This window comes from Curtobacterium sp. APC 4022, assembly GCF_030407555.1.
Taxonomy (GTDB): domain Bacteria; phylum Actinomycetota; class Actinomycetes; order Actinomycetales; family Microbacteriaceae; genus Curtobacterium.
Map to the genome: position 1 here is coordinate 13,708 of NZ_JASDDD010000043.1, position 16,123 is coordinate 29,830.

The window sequence follows — 16,123 nt, forward strand, 5'->3', positions numbered from 1 at the left end:
AGGGGCTGGTCAGCTCCACCAGGCCGGGAACGACCGGGTGATCGTCTCGACCAGTGCCTTCCGGGACCGCCGGGGGCCACCGAGCCAGGCCTCGATCGCGCCGACGAAGCCCTGAGCCACGAAGCCCGCCGCGACCTCGTCGATGAGCTCCGGCTTCACGGCGGGGTCGAGCTCCTGGATGTGCATCGTGCTCGACACCGTGAAGTGGTCGACGAGCAGGCGGTGCAGCGACGCGTCCGCCGGGTCAGGCAGGGCGAGCGCGTAGATCTCGCGGTGTGCGGTGACGTGGTCGACGACGGCGTTGATGCCCCGCCGGGTGATGGCGGCGAGGTCGTCCGGGCTGGCACCCCGCTCGACGGCCACCCGGCGGGCCTCGGCGTCGTCCGCACGGATCCGGTCGAGTTCGGGCGTCAGGACGTCGGCCAGCAACGAGCCGGGGGAGACCGCGTGCGAGTAGAACGTCGCGCGGTTGATGCCGGCGGCACGGGTGACGTCGGCGACCGTGATCTCGGAGACCGGTCGATCGGCGGCGAGGCGAAGGACGGCTTCGCGGAGTGCGGCCGTGGTGTGCAGGATCCGAGCGTCGACCATGACGCTCCTCCCATCTCGATCGGTCCCGCGACGAGCGCGGGTCGGGAGTCCGACGGTACCGCACCGGCCGGCCCGGCCACGTGTCCGCCGCACCGGCATCGAGGAGGGTGGGCGGGCCTCCCGGCCGTGATCCGGTGCGGGCGGCGACCGGGCGGGGCGGGATCGAGCCGTGGAGCGCGGACCGTCCCGCCCGACGGTTGTCGCCCGTCCGGGGCAACCCGTACCATGGTGGAACGGACCGAATCGATTCGAGCGGCCGATCCCACTCTCTCGTCCCCTTCGGAGGATCCCCTCGTGTCCGCGCCCGCGACCACCGGTTCCCACAAGACCATCCTGCATCCCGGCGACTCCCTCACCCGTGGTCAGCGTCTGGTCTACGTCTTCGTGCTCGGGGCGCTCACGGCGCTCGGACCGTTCACCATCGACCTGTACCTGCCGGCGTTCCCGTCGCTCGAGCGCGACCTCGGCATCTCCGAGGGTGCCGTCCAGCTCACCCTGACGGCGACCACCATCGGCTTCGCGATCGGCCAGCTGCTCGTCGGACCGTGGAGCGACAAGGTCGGACGCCGACTGCCCCTCATCATCGCGACCAGCGTGCACGTCGTGGCGTCGATCTGCGCCGCCCTCGCGCCGAACGTCGAGGTGCTGGCCGTGTTCCGCGTGCTGCAGGGCATGGGCGCCGCGGCCGGTGGTGTGGTCGCGATGGCGACCGTCCGTGACCTGTTCGGCGGCAAGCCCCTCGTCCGGATGCTGTCGCGTCTGGCGATGGTGAACGGCCTGGCGCCGATCCTCGCGCCGCTGATCGGGTCGCAGATGCTGCGGTTCGTCTCGTGGCGCGGGATCTTCGTTTTCCTCGCCTGCTACGGAACCGCCGTCGTGATCGCGTCGATCCTGCTCATCGTCGAGACCCTCCCGAAGGAGCGACGCCAGGAGTCCGGGCACTCCACCATCGGGCAGCGGTACAAGGCGCTGTTCTCGGACCGGATCTTCGTCGGCGTCGCCCTGATCGGCGCGATGGTCTTCAGCGGCTTGTTCTCGTACCTCAGCGCCTCGCCGTTCCTGTTCCAGGGCGTGTTCGGGCTCGATCCCCAGCAGTACGGGTTGCTCTTCGCGGTGAACTCCGTCGGTGTGGTCCTCGGAGTGCAGATCTCGTCGCGGCTGGCGCAGCGGGTCGGTCCGCAGTGGATCCTGGTCGGCTCGACGGCGACGCTGTTCCTCGCCGCCCTGGCGATCGTGGTCCTCGACCAGTTCGGTGCCGGGTTGGTCGGCGTGCTCATCCCGCTGTGGTTCTACATCGCCGCCTGCGGGTTCTCGTTCCCGCTCGTGCAGGTGATCGGACTCGCTTCGCACGGCAAGGAGGCCGGTACCGCCGCCTCACTCCTCGGAGCCCTGAACTTCGGCGTCGCCGGACTCATCTCACCGGTCGTCGGACTGCTCGGCATCTCGACCGCCACCCCGATGGCGCTCGTGATGGGCTGCACCGCTGCGGTCGCGATCCTGGTGCTGTGGGTCGTCGTGCGGCCCCGGACCGTCCCGGCGCTGACGCACTGACCGGGTTCTCCACAGGTCCGCCGATCGGCCGGACGGCGGGACCGGTGCGTCCCTAGGCTGTGCCGCATGGACGACGACGCGGTGGAGCAGGCACGGGCAGCGGCGGCGGCTGCGCGGGCCGCAGCGGACGAAGCGGTGCGGCTGGCAGAGGACGCGGCGCGACGGGCGGACGAGCTCGCGGCCGCGGTGCGAGCCGGGGCGGAGGCTCCGGTCGCGTCGGGTGCGGAGGCTCCGGTCACGTCCGGTGCGCAGCCGGCGGACGTGCAGGCGGTCGCGCCGGCGTCCGAGTCGACCGACACGGCGGCTCCGCTCGCTCCCGCTGCGGCGGCTCCGCCCGCTCCCGCGTCCGCAGCGCCGCCCGCTCCCGCGTCCGCGGCTCCGCTCGACGCCGACGCGGTCGCCCTGGTCCGGCAGGGGTACCAGGTCACGGGCAGCGTGCTCGAACTCGGCGCGCTGGTGAACGGCGACGCGCTCCCCGACGTGCAGATCCGCATCCCGCTCGGCATGCTCAACCGGCACGGCCTGGTGGCCGGCGCGACGGGCACCGGCAAGACCCGCACCCTGCAGCTGCTCGCCGAACAGATCGCCGCCGCCGGGGTCCCGGTCTTCGCGGCCGACGTGAAGGGCGACCTGTCCGGCCTCGGGCTGCCCGGCACACCGAACGACCGTCTGCTCGACCGGACGACGGGGATCGGCCAGGACTGGTCGCCCGCCGCGGTACCGGTGGAGCTGTACTCCCTCGGTGGGCAGGGGACCGGGGTTCCGATCCGGGCGACGGTGTCCGGGTTCGGCCCGCTGCTGCTCGCGAAGGTCCTCGGGCTGAACCACACGCAGGAGTCGTCCCTGGGCCTGGTGTTCCACCACGCCGAACGTGCCGGGCTGCCGCTCGTGGACCTCACCGACCTGCGGAGCGTCCTGACCTTCCTGACCAGCCCCGAGGGCAAGGCGGAGCTGGCGGAGCTCGGCGGGCTGTCGAAGCAGACCGCGGGCGTCATCCTCCGCGAACTCATCACGTTCGCCGACGCCGGTGCCGACCAGTTCTTCGGCGAGCCGGAGATCGACACCCGGCTGTTCCTCCGGACGGCCGCCGACGGCCCGGGGATCGTCAGCCTGCTCGAGGTGCCGGGCGTGCAGGACCGGCCGCAGGTCTTCTCGACCTTCCTGATGTGGCTGCTCGCCGACCTGGTCAACGAGCTGCCCGAGGTGGGGGACCGCGACCGTCCGGAACTCGTGTTCTTCTTCGACGAGGCGCACCTGCTGTTCGACGGCGCCTCGAAGGACTTCCGCGACCAGATCGTCCGCACGGTCCGGCTGATCCGGTCGAAGGGCGTCGGCATCGTCTTCGTCACCCAGAGCCCCGAGGACCTGCCGAGCGAGGTCCTGGCGCAGCTCGGGTCGCGCATCCAGCACCAGCTCCGCGCGCACACCCCCGACGACGCCAAGGCCCTCCGTGCTGCGGTGTCGACGTACCCGACGAGCGACTACGACCTGGCGCAGGTGCTGACCTCCCTGGCGACCGGTGAAGCGATCGTCACCGTGATGGACGAACGCGGCGCACCGACCCCGGTCGCGTGGACCCGGCTCCGGGCACCGCGCGGCTCGATGGACCCGATGCCGGCGGACGTGATGCAGGCGCGCGTCGACGCCTCGCCGCTCCTGGCGACCTACGGCACCCGGGTCGACCCGGACTCCGCGCACGAGATGCTCGCCCGCCGGCTCGAGGCGGCTGCAGCCCAGGCGGCGGCCGACGACGCGGCCGAGGCTGCTGCGGACGCGGCGGCCGACGCCGAACGTGCGGCCGCGAAGGCCCGGGTCGAGGCGTCTCGCCGAGCGGCTGCCGACGCGAAGCGCGAGGCGAAGGAGCGGGCGGCGGCGCAGGCGGAGTACGAGAAGGCGCAGCGGGACATCGAGCGCGCCGACCGCGCGGCAGCGGAACGGCGGTCGCGGTCGTCGTCACGGTCCGGTCGGTCCTCGACCTCGCAGGCGAGCGGCGATCCGCTCAGCGACCTGCTCGGCGGTGCGCTGGGCAGCTCGCTCGGACGGTCGATCGCGAAGGAGGTCGTGCGCGGCGTCTTCTCGACACTGCGCCGACGCCGGTAGCGCCGACGCCGGGAGTGGCGCTGACGCCGCTGCCGCCAGGGCCGTCAGCGGCGCGCGAGCCCCACGGCCTCGGCCACGAGCAGACCCCCGACGGCGAGCGCGGTCACGCCACCGACCAGCACGTAGGCGCGGGGCCGCTCGTACCAGGCGCGGATGCCGGGCCAGCGCCGGGTGAACTCCCGCGTCGACATCGGCCGGGCCAATCGGGTGGTGCGGACGTCGAGCGTGTCGACCAGGCGGTCGATGCCGTCGTCGCCCCACACCTCGCCGCGCATCCGGAAGAGCGTCTCGCCGTTCGCGTCGAAGGCGACGAGCTCGCGGCTGGTGCGGTCGACCGCGGCGCCGTGCGTGGCGGCGAGCACGACCTCGTGCACCTGGGACCTGGAGAACGACCGTCGCGCGCTGAGGACCCCTCGGATCGCCACCCGGTCGGGGTCGACCGCCACGAAGGACGAACGCAGGCGCAGGAACGCCACCAGGACGGCGAGGGTGAACAGCCCGACCACGGCGCCGACGACGAGCCAGGGACCGTTCGGGACGGCGACCCAGACGACGGCGACGGCGATCGGGACAGCCGAGAAGCCGATGCTCAGTGCCGTGGAACGCACGAGGGCAGCGCGTGGTCGGATGACCACGTCTGCGGTGCTGGTGTCGAGCGGTGTCGCTCGCGCCGTCGTTGCCCCCACGGCAGGCCTCCTGGTCCCCGGACTGCGCCGGACCGCTCGACGACCGCCCCGGGAGACGGGGCTCGGTGTGCGAGCGACGATGGCGCCGGGCGCGACTCGTGGTCGGCCCGGGACGGCGTCTGTGCCGTCCGATGGTGCCGAGCCCGACCGGGTCCCTCCGGCGTGCTCGGTCCGGTCAGCATAGGGGAGGAACGGGCCGCCGGACAGGCCGGGTACCGCTTTCCGGAGGGTCCGCAGGAGACGGGGTGCGGACCGGTCCGCAGCCTGGGGGACCAGCGGTGGACGGGCCTCCCGGCTGGGCGAGACCGGAACGACGGAACCCCCGCAGCTGGTGCTGCGGGGGTTCCGTTCCGTTCCTGCGGAGGATGGGGGATTCGAACCCCCGAGGGCTTGCACCCAACACGCTTTCCAAGCGTGCGCCATAGGCCACTAGGCGAATCCTCCGAGCCGTCACCTCGCGGTGACGACACCCCATGGTACAGGTCTGCGAGGGTGCTCACGACCACCTGAGCCGGGCCCGGAGTTCACGGGTGCTCCGGAGGTCCGAGCACATGCGAGGTCTACCCTGGGGAAGGTGTCGACCCGCATCTACATCACGTCAGCCGAAGGACACACCGGGAAGAGCACCGTCGCACTCGGCGTGCTCGAGACGCTCGCCCGCACCGTCGGACGCGTCGGCGTCTTCCGACCGGTCGCGCGGTCGGTCGCCGAGCCCGACTACGTCCTCGAGCTCCTGCTCCAGCACACCGCCGTCGAGCTCCCGTACGACGACGCGGTGGGGGTGACCTACGACGACGTGCACGCGGACCCGGACGCGGCCCTCGCGACGATCATCACCCGCTTCGGCCAGGTGGAGCGACGCTGCGACGCGGTGGTCGTCCTGGGCTCCGACTACACCGACGTCGGCAGCCCGACGGAGCTCTCCTTCAACGCCAAGGTCGCGGCGAACCTCGGCGCGCCCGTGCTGCTGGTGCTCGGCGGTCGGGACTCGGCCGAGCGCGCGCCCCGGACCGCGGACGACATGGCGCAGGTCGCCGACGTCACCACGAGTGAACTCCGCGCCGAACACGCCCAGCTCCTCGGCGTCGTGGTGAACCGCTCCGACCCGGACGCCCTCGAGTCGATCGTCGCGAGCGTCAGCACCGCGGTGCACGACCACCACCCGGACGCCCCCGTGTGGGCGATCCCGGAGGACGCGGTCCTCGTCGCCCCGACCGTCCGTGCCCTGCTGGCCGCGACCGGCGCGACGCTGGTGCGCGGCGACGACGCGCTGCTCGACCGGGAGGCCCTGGGCACCGTGGTCGCCGGCATGAGCATGGAGAACGTCCTGCCGCGGCTCATCGAGGGCGGCATCGTCGTCGTCCCCGGCGACCGCAACGACGTCCTCATCGCGACGCTGCTCGCGAACGAGTCGGAGACGTTCCCGAGCATCGCCGGCGTCATCCTCAACGGCGGCTTCGAGACCGCGCCGCAGATCTCCCGGCTGCTCGAGGGGCTGTCGAGTTCGCTGCCGATCGCCCAGAGCGACCTCGGCACCTACGACACCGCACTCCGCATCACGCAGACGCGCGGGCGGCTCGCGGCCGACTCGCCCCGCAAGGCCGACCTGGCCCTGGCGCTGTTCGAGCGGCACGTGGACGCCGAGGCGCTGCTCGCCCGACTCCAGCTGACGCCGTCCGGGGTGGTGACGCCGCTGATGTTCGAGCACGGGCTGATCGACCGGGCGCGCGAGCACCGCAAGCACATCGTCCTGCCCGAGGGTGACGACGACCGCATCCTCCGCGCGGCGTCGACGCTGCTGCAGCGGCAGGTGTGTGACCTGACGATCCTCGGCGACCCGGCCGCCATCCGCGCACGCGCGACGGAGCTCGGACTCGACCTGGACGCCGCGCAGCTGCTCTCCCCGTTCGACCCGGAGCTCCGCGAGCGGTTCGCCCAGGAGTACACGGCCCTCCGCGCCCACAAGGGGATGAGCGTCGAGCTCGCCCGCGACACGGTCACCGACGTCTCGTACTTCGGCACGCTCATGGTGCAGCTCGGGCTCGCCGACGGCATGGTGTCCGGCGCGAAGCACACCACGGCGCACACCATCCGGCCGTCGTTCGAGATCATCAAGACCCGTCCGGACACCTCCATCGTGTCGAGCGTGTTCCTGATGGCCCTCGCCGACCGCGTCCTGGTCTACGGCGACTGCGCCGTGATCCCGGACCCGACCAGTGAGCAGCTCGCCGACATCGCGATCTCGTCCGCCGAGACCGCGACGCAGTTCGGCATCGAGCCCCGGGTCGCGATGCTCAGTTACTCGACCGGCGACAGTGGGTCGGGTGCGGACGTCGACAAGGTCCGAGCCGGCACCGCCTTCGTCCGCGAACGTCGTCCGGACCTGCCCGTCGAGGGCCCGATCCAGTACGACGCCGCCGCCGACCCGACGGTCGCGAGCACGAAGATGCCCGGGTCCCCGGTGGCCGGGCAGGCGACCGTGTTCATCTTCCCGGACCTCAACACCGGCAACAACACGTACAAGGCGGTGCAGCGCTCGGCCGGGGCGGTCGCGATCGGACCGGTCCTGCAGGGGCTCCGCAAGCCGATCAACGACCTGTCCCGCGGCGCGCTCGTCAGCGACATCGTGAACACCGTCGCCATCACCGCGATCCAGGCCGGCACTGCAGCGCCGACCGCTCGAACAGAAAGCGACCCCTCGTGAGTGCAGCCCTCGTCGTCAACTCCGGCTCGAGTTCCTTCAAGTACCAGCTCATCGAACTCGACGACGAGCGCACGCTCGCGTCCGGACTCGTCGAGCGCATCGGCGAGTCCCGCGGGTCGTGGAAGCACACCAACGCGCTGACGGGGGAGACCTCGTCGAACGACAGCGCCGAGGTCCCCGACCACGCCGCCGGCTTCCAGGCGATGATCGACGCGTTCGGCAAGGTCGGGCCGTCCTTCGACGAGCACCCGCCGGCCGTCGTCGGACACCGCGTGGTGCACGGCGGCACCCGCTTCGACCAGGCCACCGTCGTGACCGACGAGGTCGAGCAGCAGATCGACGACCTGTCGAGCCTCGCGCCGCTGCACAACCCGGCGAACCTCGAGGGCATCCGCGCCGCGAAGCAGGTCTTCTCGGACGTCCCGCACGTCGCCGTGTTCGACACCGCGTTCCACCAGACGATGCCGCCGCACGCGTACACGTACGCGATCCCGGCGGACCTCGCCGAGCAGTACCAGATCCGCCGCTACGGCATGCACGGCACGAGCCACAAGTACGTCTCCGAGCAGGCCGCGGTCTTCCTCGACCGGCCGCTCGCCGAGCTCAAGACGATCGTCCTGCACCTCGGCAACGGGGCGTCGGCCGCCGCCATCGACGGCGGGAAGTCGATCGAGACGTCGATGGGGCTCACCCCCCTCGAGGGCCTCGTGATGGGCACCCGCTCCGGCGACCTCGACCCGGCCGTGCTCATCCACCTGCACCGCGAGGCCGGGCTGTCCTTCGACGAACTCGACACCATGCTCAACAAGCAGTCGGGGCTCCTCGGCCTGACCGGCAGCGGTGACATGCGCGACGTCCAGGACGCCGCGACGAAGGGCGATGAGACGGCGGAGGCGGCGCTCGCCGTGTACCGCCACCGGATCCGCCGCTACGTGGGCGCCTACACCGCCCAGCTCGGCGGGCTCGACGCCGTCGTGTTCACCGCGGGCGTGGGGGAGAACAACGCCCTGCTCCGCCGTCGCGTGCTCGCCGGCCTGGAGCACCTGGGCATCGAGATCGACCCGGACCGCAACGAGCTGCACTCCAAGGAGGCTCGCCGCATCTCGACGGACGCCTCCCGTCCGTCAAGTGGTCCGGTCCGTCAAGGGTTCCGTTCCGTCAGCCGAGCGCGTTCAGCGCGGCCGGGATCGGGGTGTCACCGCTGGTGACCTCGAACTGCTTGCCGATCGCCGAATCGTCGAGCAGCGCGTGCAGGACGACGGCCGCGACGTCCGCGCGGGGGATCGAGCCGCGCGGGACCGTGCGACCCACCGTGACCGTGCCCTGCGGCGGGGTGTCGAGGAGGCCGCCGGGGCGGACGATCGTCCACCGGAACCGGCGCATCCGCACGTTCGCGTCCGCCTCGGCCTTCGCGCGGAGGTAGACCTGGAAGACGTCGTCCTCGTCTTGGGCGGGCAGCTTCGCGCGCTCCGGGTCGTACGCGTCCGCGCCCATCGCGGAGATCATCACGAAGCGCTCGATGTCCAGGCGCACCGCGGCCTCGGCGAGGAGCACAGCGGCGTCCCGGTCCACCGAGAGCTTCCGCTCGGCACCGCTGTTCGGCCCGGCGCCCGCGGCGAACACCACCGCGTCCACCCCGCGCAGGCGGAGTGCCAGCTCGTCCTCACCCAGTTGTTCCAGGTCGGCGACCAGTGCTCGCGCACCCGTCTGTTCGACGTCGGAGACGTGCGCGGGGTTCCGGACGATGCCGATGGCGTCGTGTCCGGCTTCGGTGATGAGGCGTTCGAGGATCAGGGCGATCTGGCCGTGTCCCCCTGCGATGGTGATCTTCATGGGTTCGATGCTGCTCCTTCCGTCCGGTAGAGTGTTCAGCGGCTCCTCACGTGACGCCATCCAGGCCAACTCCCCCAGGGCGGAAACGCAGCAAGGGTAACCGGGCTCTGGCGGGTGCGTGAGGAGTCTTCTTCGTTTCTGGGGCGTGCTCGCGATGGGCACCGGGGCTGTGTTGGTTCCGTGCGTGAGGAGTCTTTTTCGTTTCTGGGGCGTGCTCGCTCTGTTTCGATCGCCGTCGGCCGGGCTGTGGAGAGCGGTGTCGAGGTGTCGGCGGTCCCGACTACCCTGGTCGCGTGGTCACCGCCCTGTATCGCCGTTACCGGCCCGAGAACTTCGCCGAGCTGATCGGGCAGTCGCAGGTGACGGACCCGCTCCGCACCGCACTCCGGACCAACCGCGTCAACCACGCGTACCTGTTCAGCGGCCCGCGCGGCTGCGGCAAGACGACCTCGGCACGCATCCTCGCGCGCTGCCTGAACTGCGCCGAGGGCCCGACCGACACCCCGTGCGGCGTCTGCCCCAGCTGTGTCGAACTCGCGCGTGGCGGCAGTGGCTCCCTCGACGTGATCGAGATCGACGCCGCCAGCCACAACGGTGTCGACGACGCCCGTGACCTCCGCGACCGTGCCGTCTTCGCCCCCGCGCGCGACCGCTACAAGATCTTCATCCTCGACGAAGCGCACATGGTCACGCCGCAGGGCTTCAACGCGCTGCTCAAGCTGGTCGAGGAACCGCCCGAGCACGTCAAGTTCATCTTCGCCACCACCGAGCCCGAGAAGGTCATCGGCACGATCCGGTCGCGGACCCACCACTACCCGTTCCGCCTGGTCCCGCCGGCCACGATGCTCGAGTACATCGAGCAGCTCTGCACGCAGGAGTCCGTCTCGGTCGCCCCCGGTGTGCTGCCGCTCGTGGTCCGTGCCGGCGGCGGCTCCGTGCGCGACACCCTGTCGCTGCTCGACCAGCTGATGGCCGGCAGCGAAGACGGCGCGATCGCCTACGAGCGGGCCGTCGCCCTGCTCGGCTACACCGACGCCGCCCTGCTCGACGACGTGGTCGACGCGCTCGCCGTGGCCGACCCGGCGTCGGCCTTCTCGGCGATCGACCGCGTGGTCCAGACCGGTCAGGACCCGCGCCGCTTCGTCGAGGACCTGCTCGAACGCCTCCGCGACCTGATCGTCGTCGCGGCGACGAACGAGAGCGCCGGAGCGGTCCTCCGTGGCATCTCGCCCGAAGAGCTCGACACGATGTCCCGCCAGGCCGGGGTCTTCGGTGCCACCGCGCTGTCCCGAGGTGCCGACATCGCCAACCGTGCCCTGACCGAGATGACCGGTGCGACCTCGCCCCGACTGCACCTCGAACTCATGGTCGCCCGGATGCTCGTGCCCGAGGCCGACGACACCCAGCGCGGTGCACTCGCCCGTGTCGAGCGGCTCGAGCGTCGCGTCGGTGTCGGCGATGCCGGCGGACACCAGGCTCCGCCGGAGACGATGCCGGCCGCGACGACGTCCGCTCCGACGACGTCCGCTCCGAGGGGATCTGCTCCGGGGGGATCTGCTCCGACGGCGCCTGCTGCGGCACCCGTGGCTGCTCCCTCGGCCTCGGTGCCGACTGCTGCGTCCGCCGCGCCACCGGCTCCGGCGGGTGCCGCTCCGACCAGCACCGCATCTCCCGCTGCCTCCACTGCTCCCGAGGCCCCGGCCTCGCACACGGACGAGGGCCCGGGCGAAGCGGCACGCGACGCCGCAGCGTCCTGGGCCGCCGCGGTCCCGGCGACCGACACCACCACCCGGAAGCCGGAACCTGCCACGGCAGAGCCCGGCTCTGCCGGAGACTCCGAGCCCGAGGGACAGGCCTCGCCGTCCTCCACCGGAGTCGGCACGGTCATCGGGTCCGAGCCCGCGGTCCGCTCCGTGACCCCGGTCGGTCTGCAGCAGATGCGGGACACCTGGCCGCAGATCGTCGAGCACGTCCAGCGCGCCAAGCGTTCGGCGTGGGCGGTCGTCGCGACGGCACAGGTCACCGCGCTCAAGGACGACGTCCTGACCCTGACCTTCCCGAGCCAGCAGGACGTGGCCTCGTTCAAGGAGATGAGCGGGCCGGACACCAGCGTCAGCGAGCACCTCCGCAGCGCGATCACGGACCTGCTCGGTTTCCGGGTGAAGTTCGTGGCACGCGGACCGGGCGCTGCCGGTGCCCGGCCGGCGCAGGCACCGGCGCAGCAAGCGCCCGCGCAGCAGGCGCCGGCATCGCAGGCACCCGCACCGCAGGCACCGGCGCAGCAGGCGCCCGCGCAGCAGACGCCGGCGCCGCCAGCGCCGGTGCAGCCCGCCCCGGCGAAGCCCGAGCAGTCCGCTCGGACCACGGCGCCGCAGCCGACTGAGTCGCCGAAGCAGGCCGAGTCGCCGGAGCAGCCCGAACAGCGCGCGCCGCAGGGTCAGCGCCAGCCGCAGGCCGACGCGGCGTCGGCGTCGCGGCCGTCTGCACCGGACGGCCAGACGTCGGATCGCCCCACGCCGGAGCGCTCCGACACGCTGGGAGCATCCGCTCCCGAGCGTGCCGCCCCGGAGCGATCCGCTCCCGAGCGGTCGGCCCCCGAGCAGCCAGCACCCCAGGACTCCGGCCCGGTCACCGAGTGGGCCGTCGCGACGATCCCCGCCTCGGACCCGACGACGGGTGCCGTGCCCGAGGACGTCGTCCCCGCGTGGGGGGCTCCCTTCGGCGTCGTGCCGTCGGACGCGACCGTCGCCCCGGCCGAGCGAGCCGTGCCTGCCGAGACGGCTGCGCCCGCCGAGCCCGGTGCGCCCGCCGAGCCCGGTGCGCCCGCCGGTGCCGGTGCGCCCGCCGCGACCGCATCGTCTCCGGAGCCGACCCGATCGAGGACCGCAGTGTCCCCGTCCGGGTCCGCCGCGCCTCCCGTGCCGGCCGACGGCGTCCCGGTGGACGACTACCCGCTGGACGACGAGCCGTTCGACGACGGCGCGCCGTTCCCCGACCCAGGCCACGGCCGCTCCGCACCGTCTGGCCGCCCACCGTCGCAGCCCGCTGCAGGCAAGCCGGCGGCCGCGCAGCCGGCTGCCGCACAGCAGCCGAGCGCTCCGCAGCAGCCGAGCACCCCGGCGCAGCCGTCCCGCCAGGCCCAGCAGGCGCCGTCCGGCGCCCGTCGTGCCCCCGTCCCCGGACGCTACGGCGAGGCGGTCGTGCGTGAGATCCTCGGTGCGCAGTTCATCGAGGAGACGTCGCTGACCGAGGGGACGATCTGATGTACGACGGCATCGTGCAGGACCTCATCGACGAGTTCGGGCGGCTGCCCGGCATCGGTCCGAAGTCGGCGCAGCGGATCGCGTTCCACATCCTGCAGACCGAGTCGTTCGACCCGACCCGCCTGTCCGAGCTCCTGGCGGACGTCAAGGAGCGGGTCCGTTTCTGCCAGGTCTGCGGCAACGTCACCGAGAACGTGCAGTGCAGCATCTGCCGAGACCCGCGACGGTCGCCGGCGACGATCTGCGTGGTCGAAGAGGCCAAGGACGTCGCTGCGATCGAGCGTACCCGGGAGTTCCGAGGGCTCTACCACGTGCTCGGTGGGGCGATCAGCCCGATCGACGGCGTCGGACCGGACGACCTGCGGATCCAGCAGCTCATGGTGCGGCTCGCCGACGGCACCGTGGACGAGGTCATCATCGCCACGGACCCGAACCTCGAGGGTGAGGCGACCGCGACCTACCTCAGCCGGTTGCTCGTCCCGATGGGCATCCGCACGACCCGTCTGGCCTCGGGGCTGCCGGTGGGCGGCGACCTGGAGTACGCGGACGAGGTCACCCTCGGCCGTGCGTTCGAGGGTCGTCGGGTCGTCGGCGGCTGACCCGGACCCGCACCCCGGACTGCCCGCCGGTCGAGCGACCTGTCCGGGTGCCCACGCGGGATCGTTGCGTGCCGACCCGCTCGGACGCAACATCCGTGGAACACCGTCTACGATTGTCGAGCCGCGTGACGTCGCGGAGAACCGTCCCCAGGAGTGCGTGCCCGTGGCCTTGATCGTGCAGAAGTTCGGTGGTTCGTCCGTCGCGGATGCCGAGAGCATCAAGCGCGTGGCGAAGCGCATCGTCGAGACGAAGAAGGCCGGCAACGACGTCGTCGTGGCGGTGTCCGCGATGGGCGACACCACCGACGAGCTCGTCGACCTGGCGCACGAGGTCACGCCGATCCCGGCCGGACGCGAGCTCGACATGCTCCTCACCGCGGGCGAGCGGATCTCGATGGCGCTCCTCGCGATGGCGATCAAGAGCCTCGGGGTCGAAGCCTCGTCGTACACGGGCAGCCAAGCCGGCATGCTCACCGACGCCCAGCACGGCAAGGCCCGCATCGTCGACGTCACCCCGAAGCGCGTGCGTGAGGCGCTCGACGCCGGGCACGTGGCGATCGTCGCCGGCTTCCAGGGCTTCAACCGCACCACGGGGGAGATCACCACCCTCGGCCGCGGTGGTTCTGACACGACCGCCGTCGCCCTGGCCGCCGCGCTCGACGCTGACGTCTGCGAGATCTACACCGACGTCGACGGCATCTTCACCGCCGACCCCCGCATCGTGCCGAAGGCCCGCAAGATCGACCGGGTCACGACCGAGGAGATGCTCGAGCTCGCAGCATCCGGTGCGAAGGTCCTCTACATCCGCGCCGTCGAGTACGCCCGCCGGCACGGAGTCACCCTGCACGTCCGTTCCTCGTTCAGCAACGTCGAGGGCACCATCGTCTACAACCCTGCCGAGGGGGAAACCGTGGAAGAACCGATCATCACCGGCATCGCCGGCGACCTCTCCGAGGGCAAGATCACCGTCGTCGGCGTGCCCGACCAGCCCGGGAAGGCAGCCGAGATCTTCACGATCGTGGCGCGCGCCGGAGCGAACATCGACATGATCGTGCAGAACGTCTCGGCGGCATCGACCGGCCGGACCGACATCTCGTTCACGCTGCCGAAGGACCAGGGCCAGAGCGTCCTGACGGCGCTCGAGGTCTCGAAGTCGGACATCGGGTACGAGGGCATCCAGTACGACGACCAGATCGGCAAGCTCGCGCTGGTCGGTGCCGGCATGCGCACGAACGCCGGCGTCTCAGCGCAGCTGTTCCGCGCGCTGCACGACGCCTCGATCAACATCGAGATGATCTCGACGTCGGAGATCCGCATCTCGGTCGTCACCCGAGCCGACACCCTGAACGAGGCCATGCGCGTCGTGCACGAGGCGTTCGGTCTCGACGCCGACAACGAGGCCGTCGTCTACGCCGGCACCGGCCGCTGACCCCGAGCAGGAGCACCATGCAGTCCGACAACACCCAGCTCACCGTCGCGGTCGTCGGCGCCACCGGTCAGGTCGGTGCCGTGATGCGCCGTCTGCTCGAGGAGCGCGACTTCCCAGCGGACACGGTCCGCTTCTTCGCGAGCGCCCGGTCCGCGGGGACGACCCTGCCGTTCCGCGGCCAGCAGATCGTGGTCGAGGACTCCGAGACCGCCGACCCGTCCGGCATCGACATCGCGCTCTTCTCGGCCGGCGCGTCGGCGTCCCGCGCGCTGGCGCCCCGCTTCGCCGCCGCCGGCGCGCTCGTCATCGACAACTCCAGCGCCTGGCGGCTCGACCCGCAGGTCCCGCTCGTCGTCAGCGAGGTGAACCCGGACGCGATCGCCGCCGCCGAGAAGGGCATCATCGCGAACCCGAACTGCACGACGATGGCGATCATGCCGGTCCTCAAGGCGCTCGACACCGAGTCCGGTCTGCGTCGCCTCGTCGCCACCACCTACCAGGCGGTCTCCGGCAGCGGGCTGGCGGGCGTCGAGGAACTGCTCGGGCAGGCGCGTGCCGCCCTCGAGCAGGACACCGCGGCACTCACCCACGACGGCTCGGCCGTGACGTTCCCCGAGCCGGTCAAGTACGTCCGTCCGATCGCGTTCGACGTCGTCCCGCTCGCCGGTAGCATCGTCGAGGACGGCTCGGGCGAGACCGACGAAGAGCAGAAGCTCCGCAACGAGAGCCGCAAGATCCTCGACCTGCCGGACCTGCTCGTCGCCGGTACCTGTGTCCGCGTGCCCGTCTTCACCGGCCATTCGATCTCGGTGCACGCCGAGTTCGCGCGCCCGCTCTCGCCGGAGCGTGCGACCGAGGTGCTCGCGTCCGCCCCGGGCGTCGAACTCTCCGACGTGCCGACCCCGCTGCAGGCGGCCGGGCAGGACCCGACCTTCGTCGGTCGCATCCGCGCCGACCAGTCGGCGCCCGCCGGGCACGGCCTGGCGCTGTTCGTGAGCAACGACAACCTGCGGAAGGGTGCCGCCCTGAACGCGGTGCAGATCGCCGAGGTTGTGGTCGCGACCCGCGCCACGGCCGGTGCTGCCGCGTCCTGACGCACGCCACGACGGACGGGAGGCCCGCTACCAGCTGGTAGCGGGCCTCCCGTCCGTCGTGGTGCCGGTGGGTCAGGACCGACGCAGGCGTCGGCGGAGGACGGTCAGGAGACCACCCAGGCCGAGGAGCACGCCGGCGGCGGCAGTGGCCGTGCCGACCTCGGCACCCGTGTAGGCGAGCCGATCGGGAAGTGCTGCCGTCGCCGTCGGGCTGCTGGTCGGCGTCGGTGCGGTGGTCGCGGACGGGGTACCCGGCAGGGCTCCGGCGCCGGG

Annotated in this window: 12 protein-coding genes, 1 tRNA gene and 1 other RNA gene; 9 read left to right on the plus strand and 5 right to left on the minus strand. The window is 72.0% G+C overall.

Features of this window, described 5'->3' with window-relative positions; genetic code table 11:
• Window positions 1-9: 9 nt before the first annotated feature.
• Entirely contained in the window at window positions 10-591 is a 582-nt protein-coding gene (locus QL987_RS12895; RefSeq protein WP_221849725.1) for a TetR/AcrR family transcriptional regulator, read from the minus strand.
• 294 nt (window positions 592-885) lie between these two features.
• Here QL987_RS12895 and QL987_RS12900 point away from each other — a divergent pair, with 294 nt between their 5' ends.
• Both QL987_RS12900 and QL987_RS12905 read left to right on the plus strand, forming a co-directional pair.
• Window positions 886-2,142 carry a multidrug effflux MFS transporter gene (locus QL987_RS12900; RefSeq protein ID WP_290157999.1) on the plus strand — a complete coding sequence of 419 codons (1,257 nt, stop codon included), beginning with the start codon at window positions 886-888 and terminating at the stop codon, window positions 2,140-2,142.
• Window positions 2,143-2,208: 66 nt separating this feature from the next.
• Window positions 2,209-4,242: a helicase HerA-like domain-containing protein gene (locus QL987_RS12905; RefSeq protein ID WP_290158000.1), complete on the plus strand. Its 2,034-nt coding sequence runs from the start codon at window positions 2,209-2,211 to the stop codon at window positions 4,240-4,242.
• 44 nt (window positions 4,243-4,286) lie between these two features.
• On the opposite strand, the gene QL987_RS12910 is transcribed toward QL987_RS12905, so the two are convergent.
• Together QL987_RS12910 and QL987_RS12915 are read right to left on the minus strand one after the other, a co-directional pair.
• Entirely contained in the window at window positions 4,287-4,928 is a 642-nt protein-coding gene (locus QL987_RS12910; RefSeq protein ID WP_253463721.1) for a hypothetical protein, read from the minus strand.
• A 359-nt stretch (window positions 4,929-5,287) separates the two neighbouring features.
• Window positions 5,288-5,372, minus strand: a tRNA-Ser gene (locus QL987_RS12915).
• Between the two features lie 130 nt (window positions 5,373-5,502).
• On the opposite strand from QL987_RS12915, the gene pta reads away from it, so the two are divergent.
• Both pta and QL987_RS12925 read left to right on the plus strand, forming a co-directional pair.
• Entirely contained in the window at window positions 5,503-7,632 is a 2,130-nt protein-coding gene (gene pta / locus QL987_RS12920; RefSeq protein WP_290158001.1) for a phosphate acetyltransferase, read from the plus strand.
• Complete coding sequence (locus QL987_RS12925; RefSeq protein ID WP_290158002.1) at window positions 7,629-8,840, plus strand: acetate kinase; 1,212 nt, start codon at window positions 7,629-7,631, stop codon at window positions 8,838-8,840. Before pta ends, QL987_RS12925 begins: the two co-directional genes overlap by 4 nt.
• Here QL987_RS12925 and QL987_RS12930 read toward each other — a convergent pair.
• On the minus strand, window positions 8,791-9,465 hold the full coding sequence (locus QL987_RS12930) for an SDR family oxidoreductase (protein WP_290158003.1): 675 nt from the start codon (window positions 9,463-9,465) through the stop codon (window positions 8,791-8,793). The two genes, QL987_RS12925 and QL987_RS12930, sit on opposite strands and share 50 nt — an antisense overlap.
• 37 nt (window positions 9,466-9,502) lie before the next feature.
• Between QL987_RS12930 and ffs the strand changes: the two genes are divergently transcribed.
• From ffs to QL987_RS12955, 5 genes are all read left to right on the plus strand, one after another.
• Window positions 9,503-9,599, plus strand: an RNA gene (ffs, locus tag QL987_RS12935) — signal recognition particle sRNA small type.
• Between the two features lie 159 nt (window positions 9,600-9,758).
• On the plus strand, window positions 9,759-12,728 hold the full coding sequence (locus QL987_RS12940; protein ID WP_290158004.1) for a DNA polymerase III subunit gamma and tau: 2,970 nt from the start codon (window positions 9,759-9,761) through the stop codon (window positions 12,726-12,728).
• On the plus strand, window positions 12,728-13,327 hold the full coding sequence (gene recR, locus QL987_RS12945; protein ID WP_290158005.1) for a recombination mediator RecR: 600 nt from the start codon (window positions 12,728-12,730) through the stop codon (window positions 13,325-13,327). Before QL987_RS12940 ends, recR begins: the two co-directional genes overlap by 1 nt.
• Before the next feature lie 163 nt (window positions 13,328-13,490).
• On the plus strand, window positions 13,491-14,756 hold the full coding sequence (locus QL987_RS12950) for an aspartate kinase (protein WP_110824600.1): 1,266 nt from the start codon (window positions 13,491-13,493) through the stop codon (window positions 14,754-14,756).
• Window positions 14,757-14,773: 17 nt separating this feature from the next.
• Window positions 14,774-15,850 (plus strand): aspartate-semialdehyde dehydrogenase, encoded by a 1,077-nt coding sequence (locus QL987_RS12955; RefSeq protein ID WP_253463706.1) that lies wholly within the window; start codon window positions 14,774-14,776, stop codon window positions 15,848-15,850.
• A gap of 72 nt (window positions 15,851-15,922) precedes the next feature.
• On the opposite strand, the gene QL987_RS12960 is transcribed toward QL987_RS12955, so the two are convergent.
• A partial coding sequence (locus QL987_RS12960) for an LPXTG cell wall anchor domain-containing protein (protein WP_290158006.1) occupies window positions 15,923-16,123 on the minus strand: 201 nt, incomplete at its 5' end.

What these genes read in the sequence shown, in the direction of transcription:
- QL987_RS12895 (WP_221849725.1), bottom strand. Translation starts at nt 591, where the DNA reads ATGGTCGACGCTCGGATCCTGCACACCACGGCCGCACTCCGCGAAGCC.
- QL987_RS12905 (WP_290158000.1), top strand. Translation starts at nt 2,209, where the DNA reads ATGGACGACGACGCGGTGGAGCAGGCACGGGCAGCGGCGGCGGCTGCG.
- QL987_RS12930 (WP_290158003.1), bottom strand. Translation starts at nt 9,465, where the DNA reads ATGAAGATCACCATCGCAGGGGGACACGGCCAGATCGCCCTGATCCTC.
- recR (WP_290158005.1), top strand. Translation starts at nt 12,728, where the DNA reads ATGTACGACGGCATCGTGCAGGACCTCATCGACGAGTTCGGGCGGCTG.
- QL987_RS12955 (WP_253463706.1), top strand. Translation starts at nt 14,774, where the DNA reads ATGCAGTCCGACAACACCCAGCTCACCGTCGCGGTCGTCGGCGCCACC.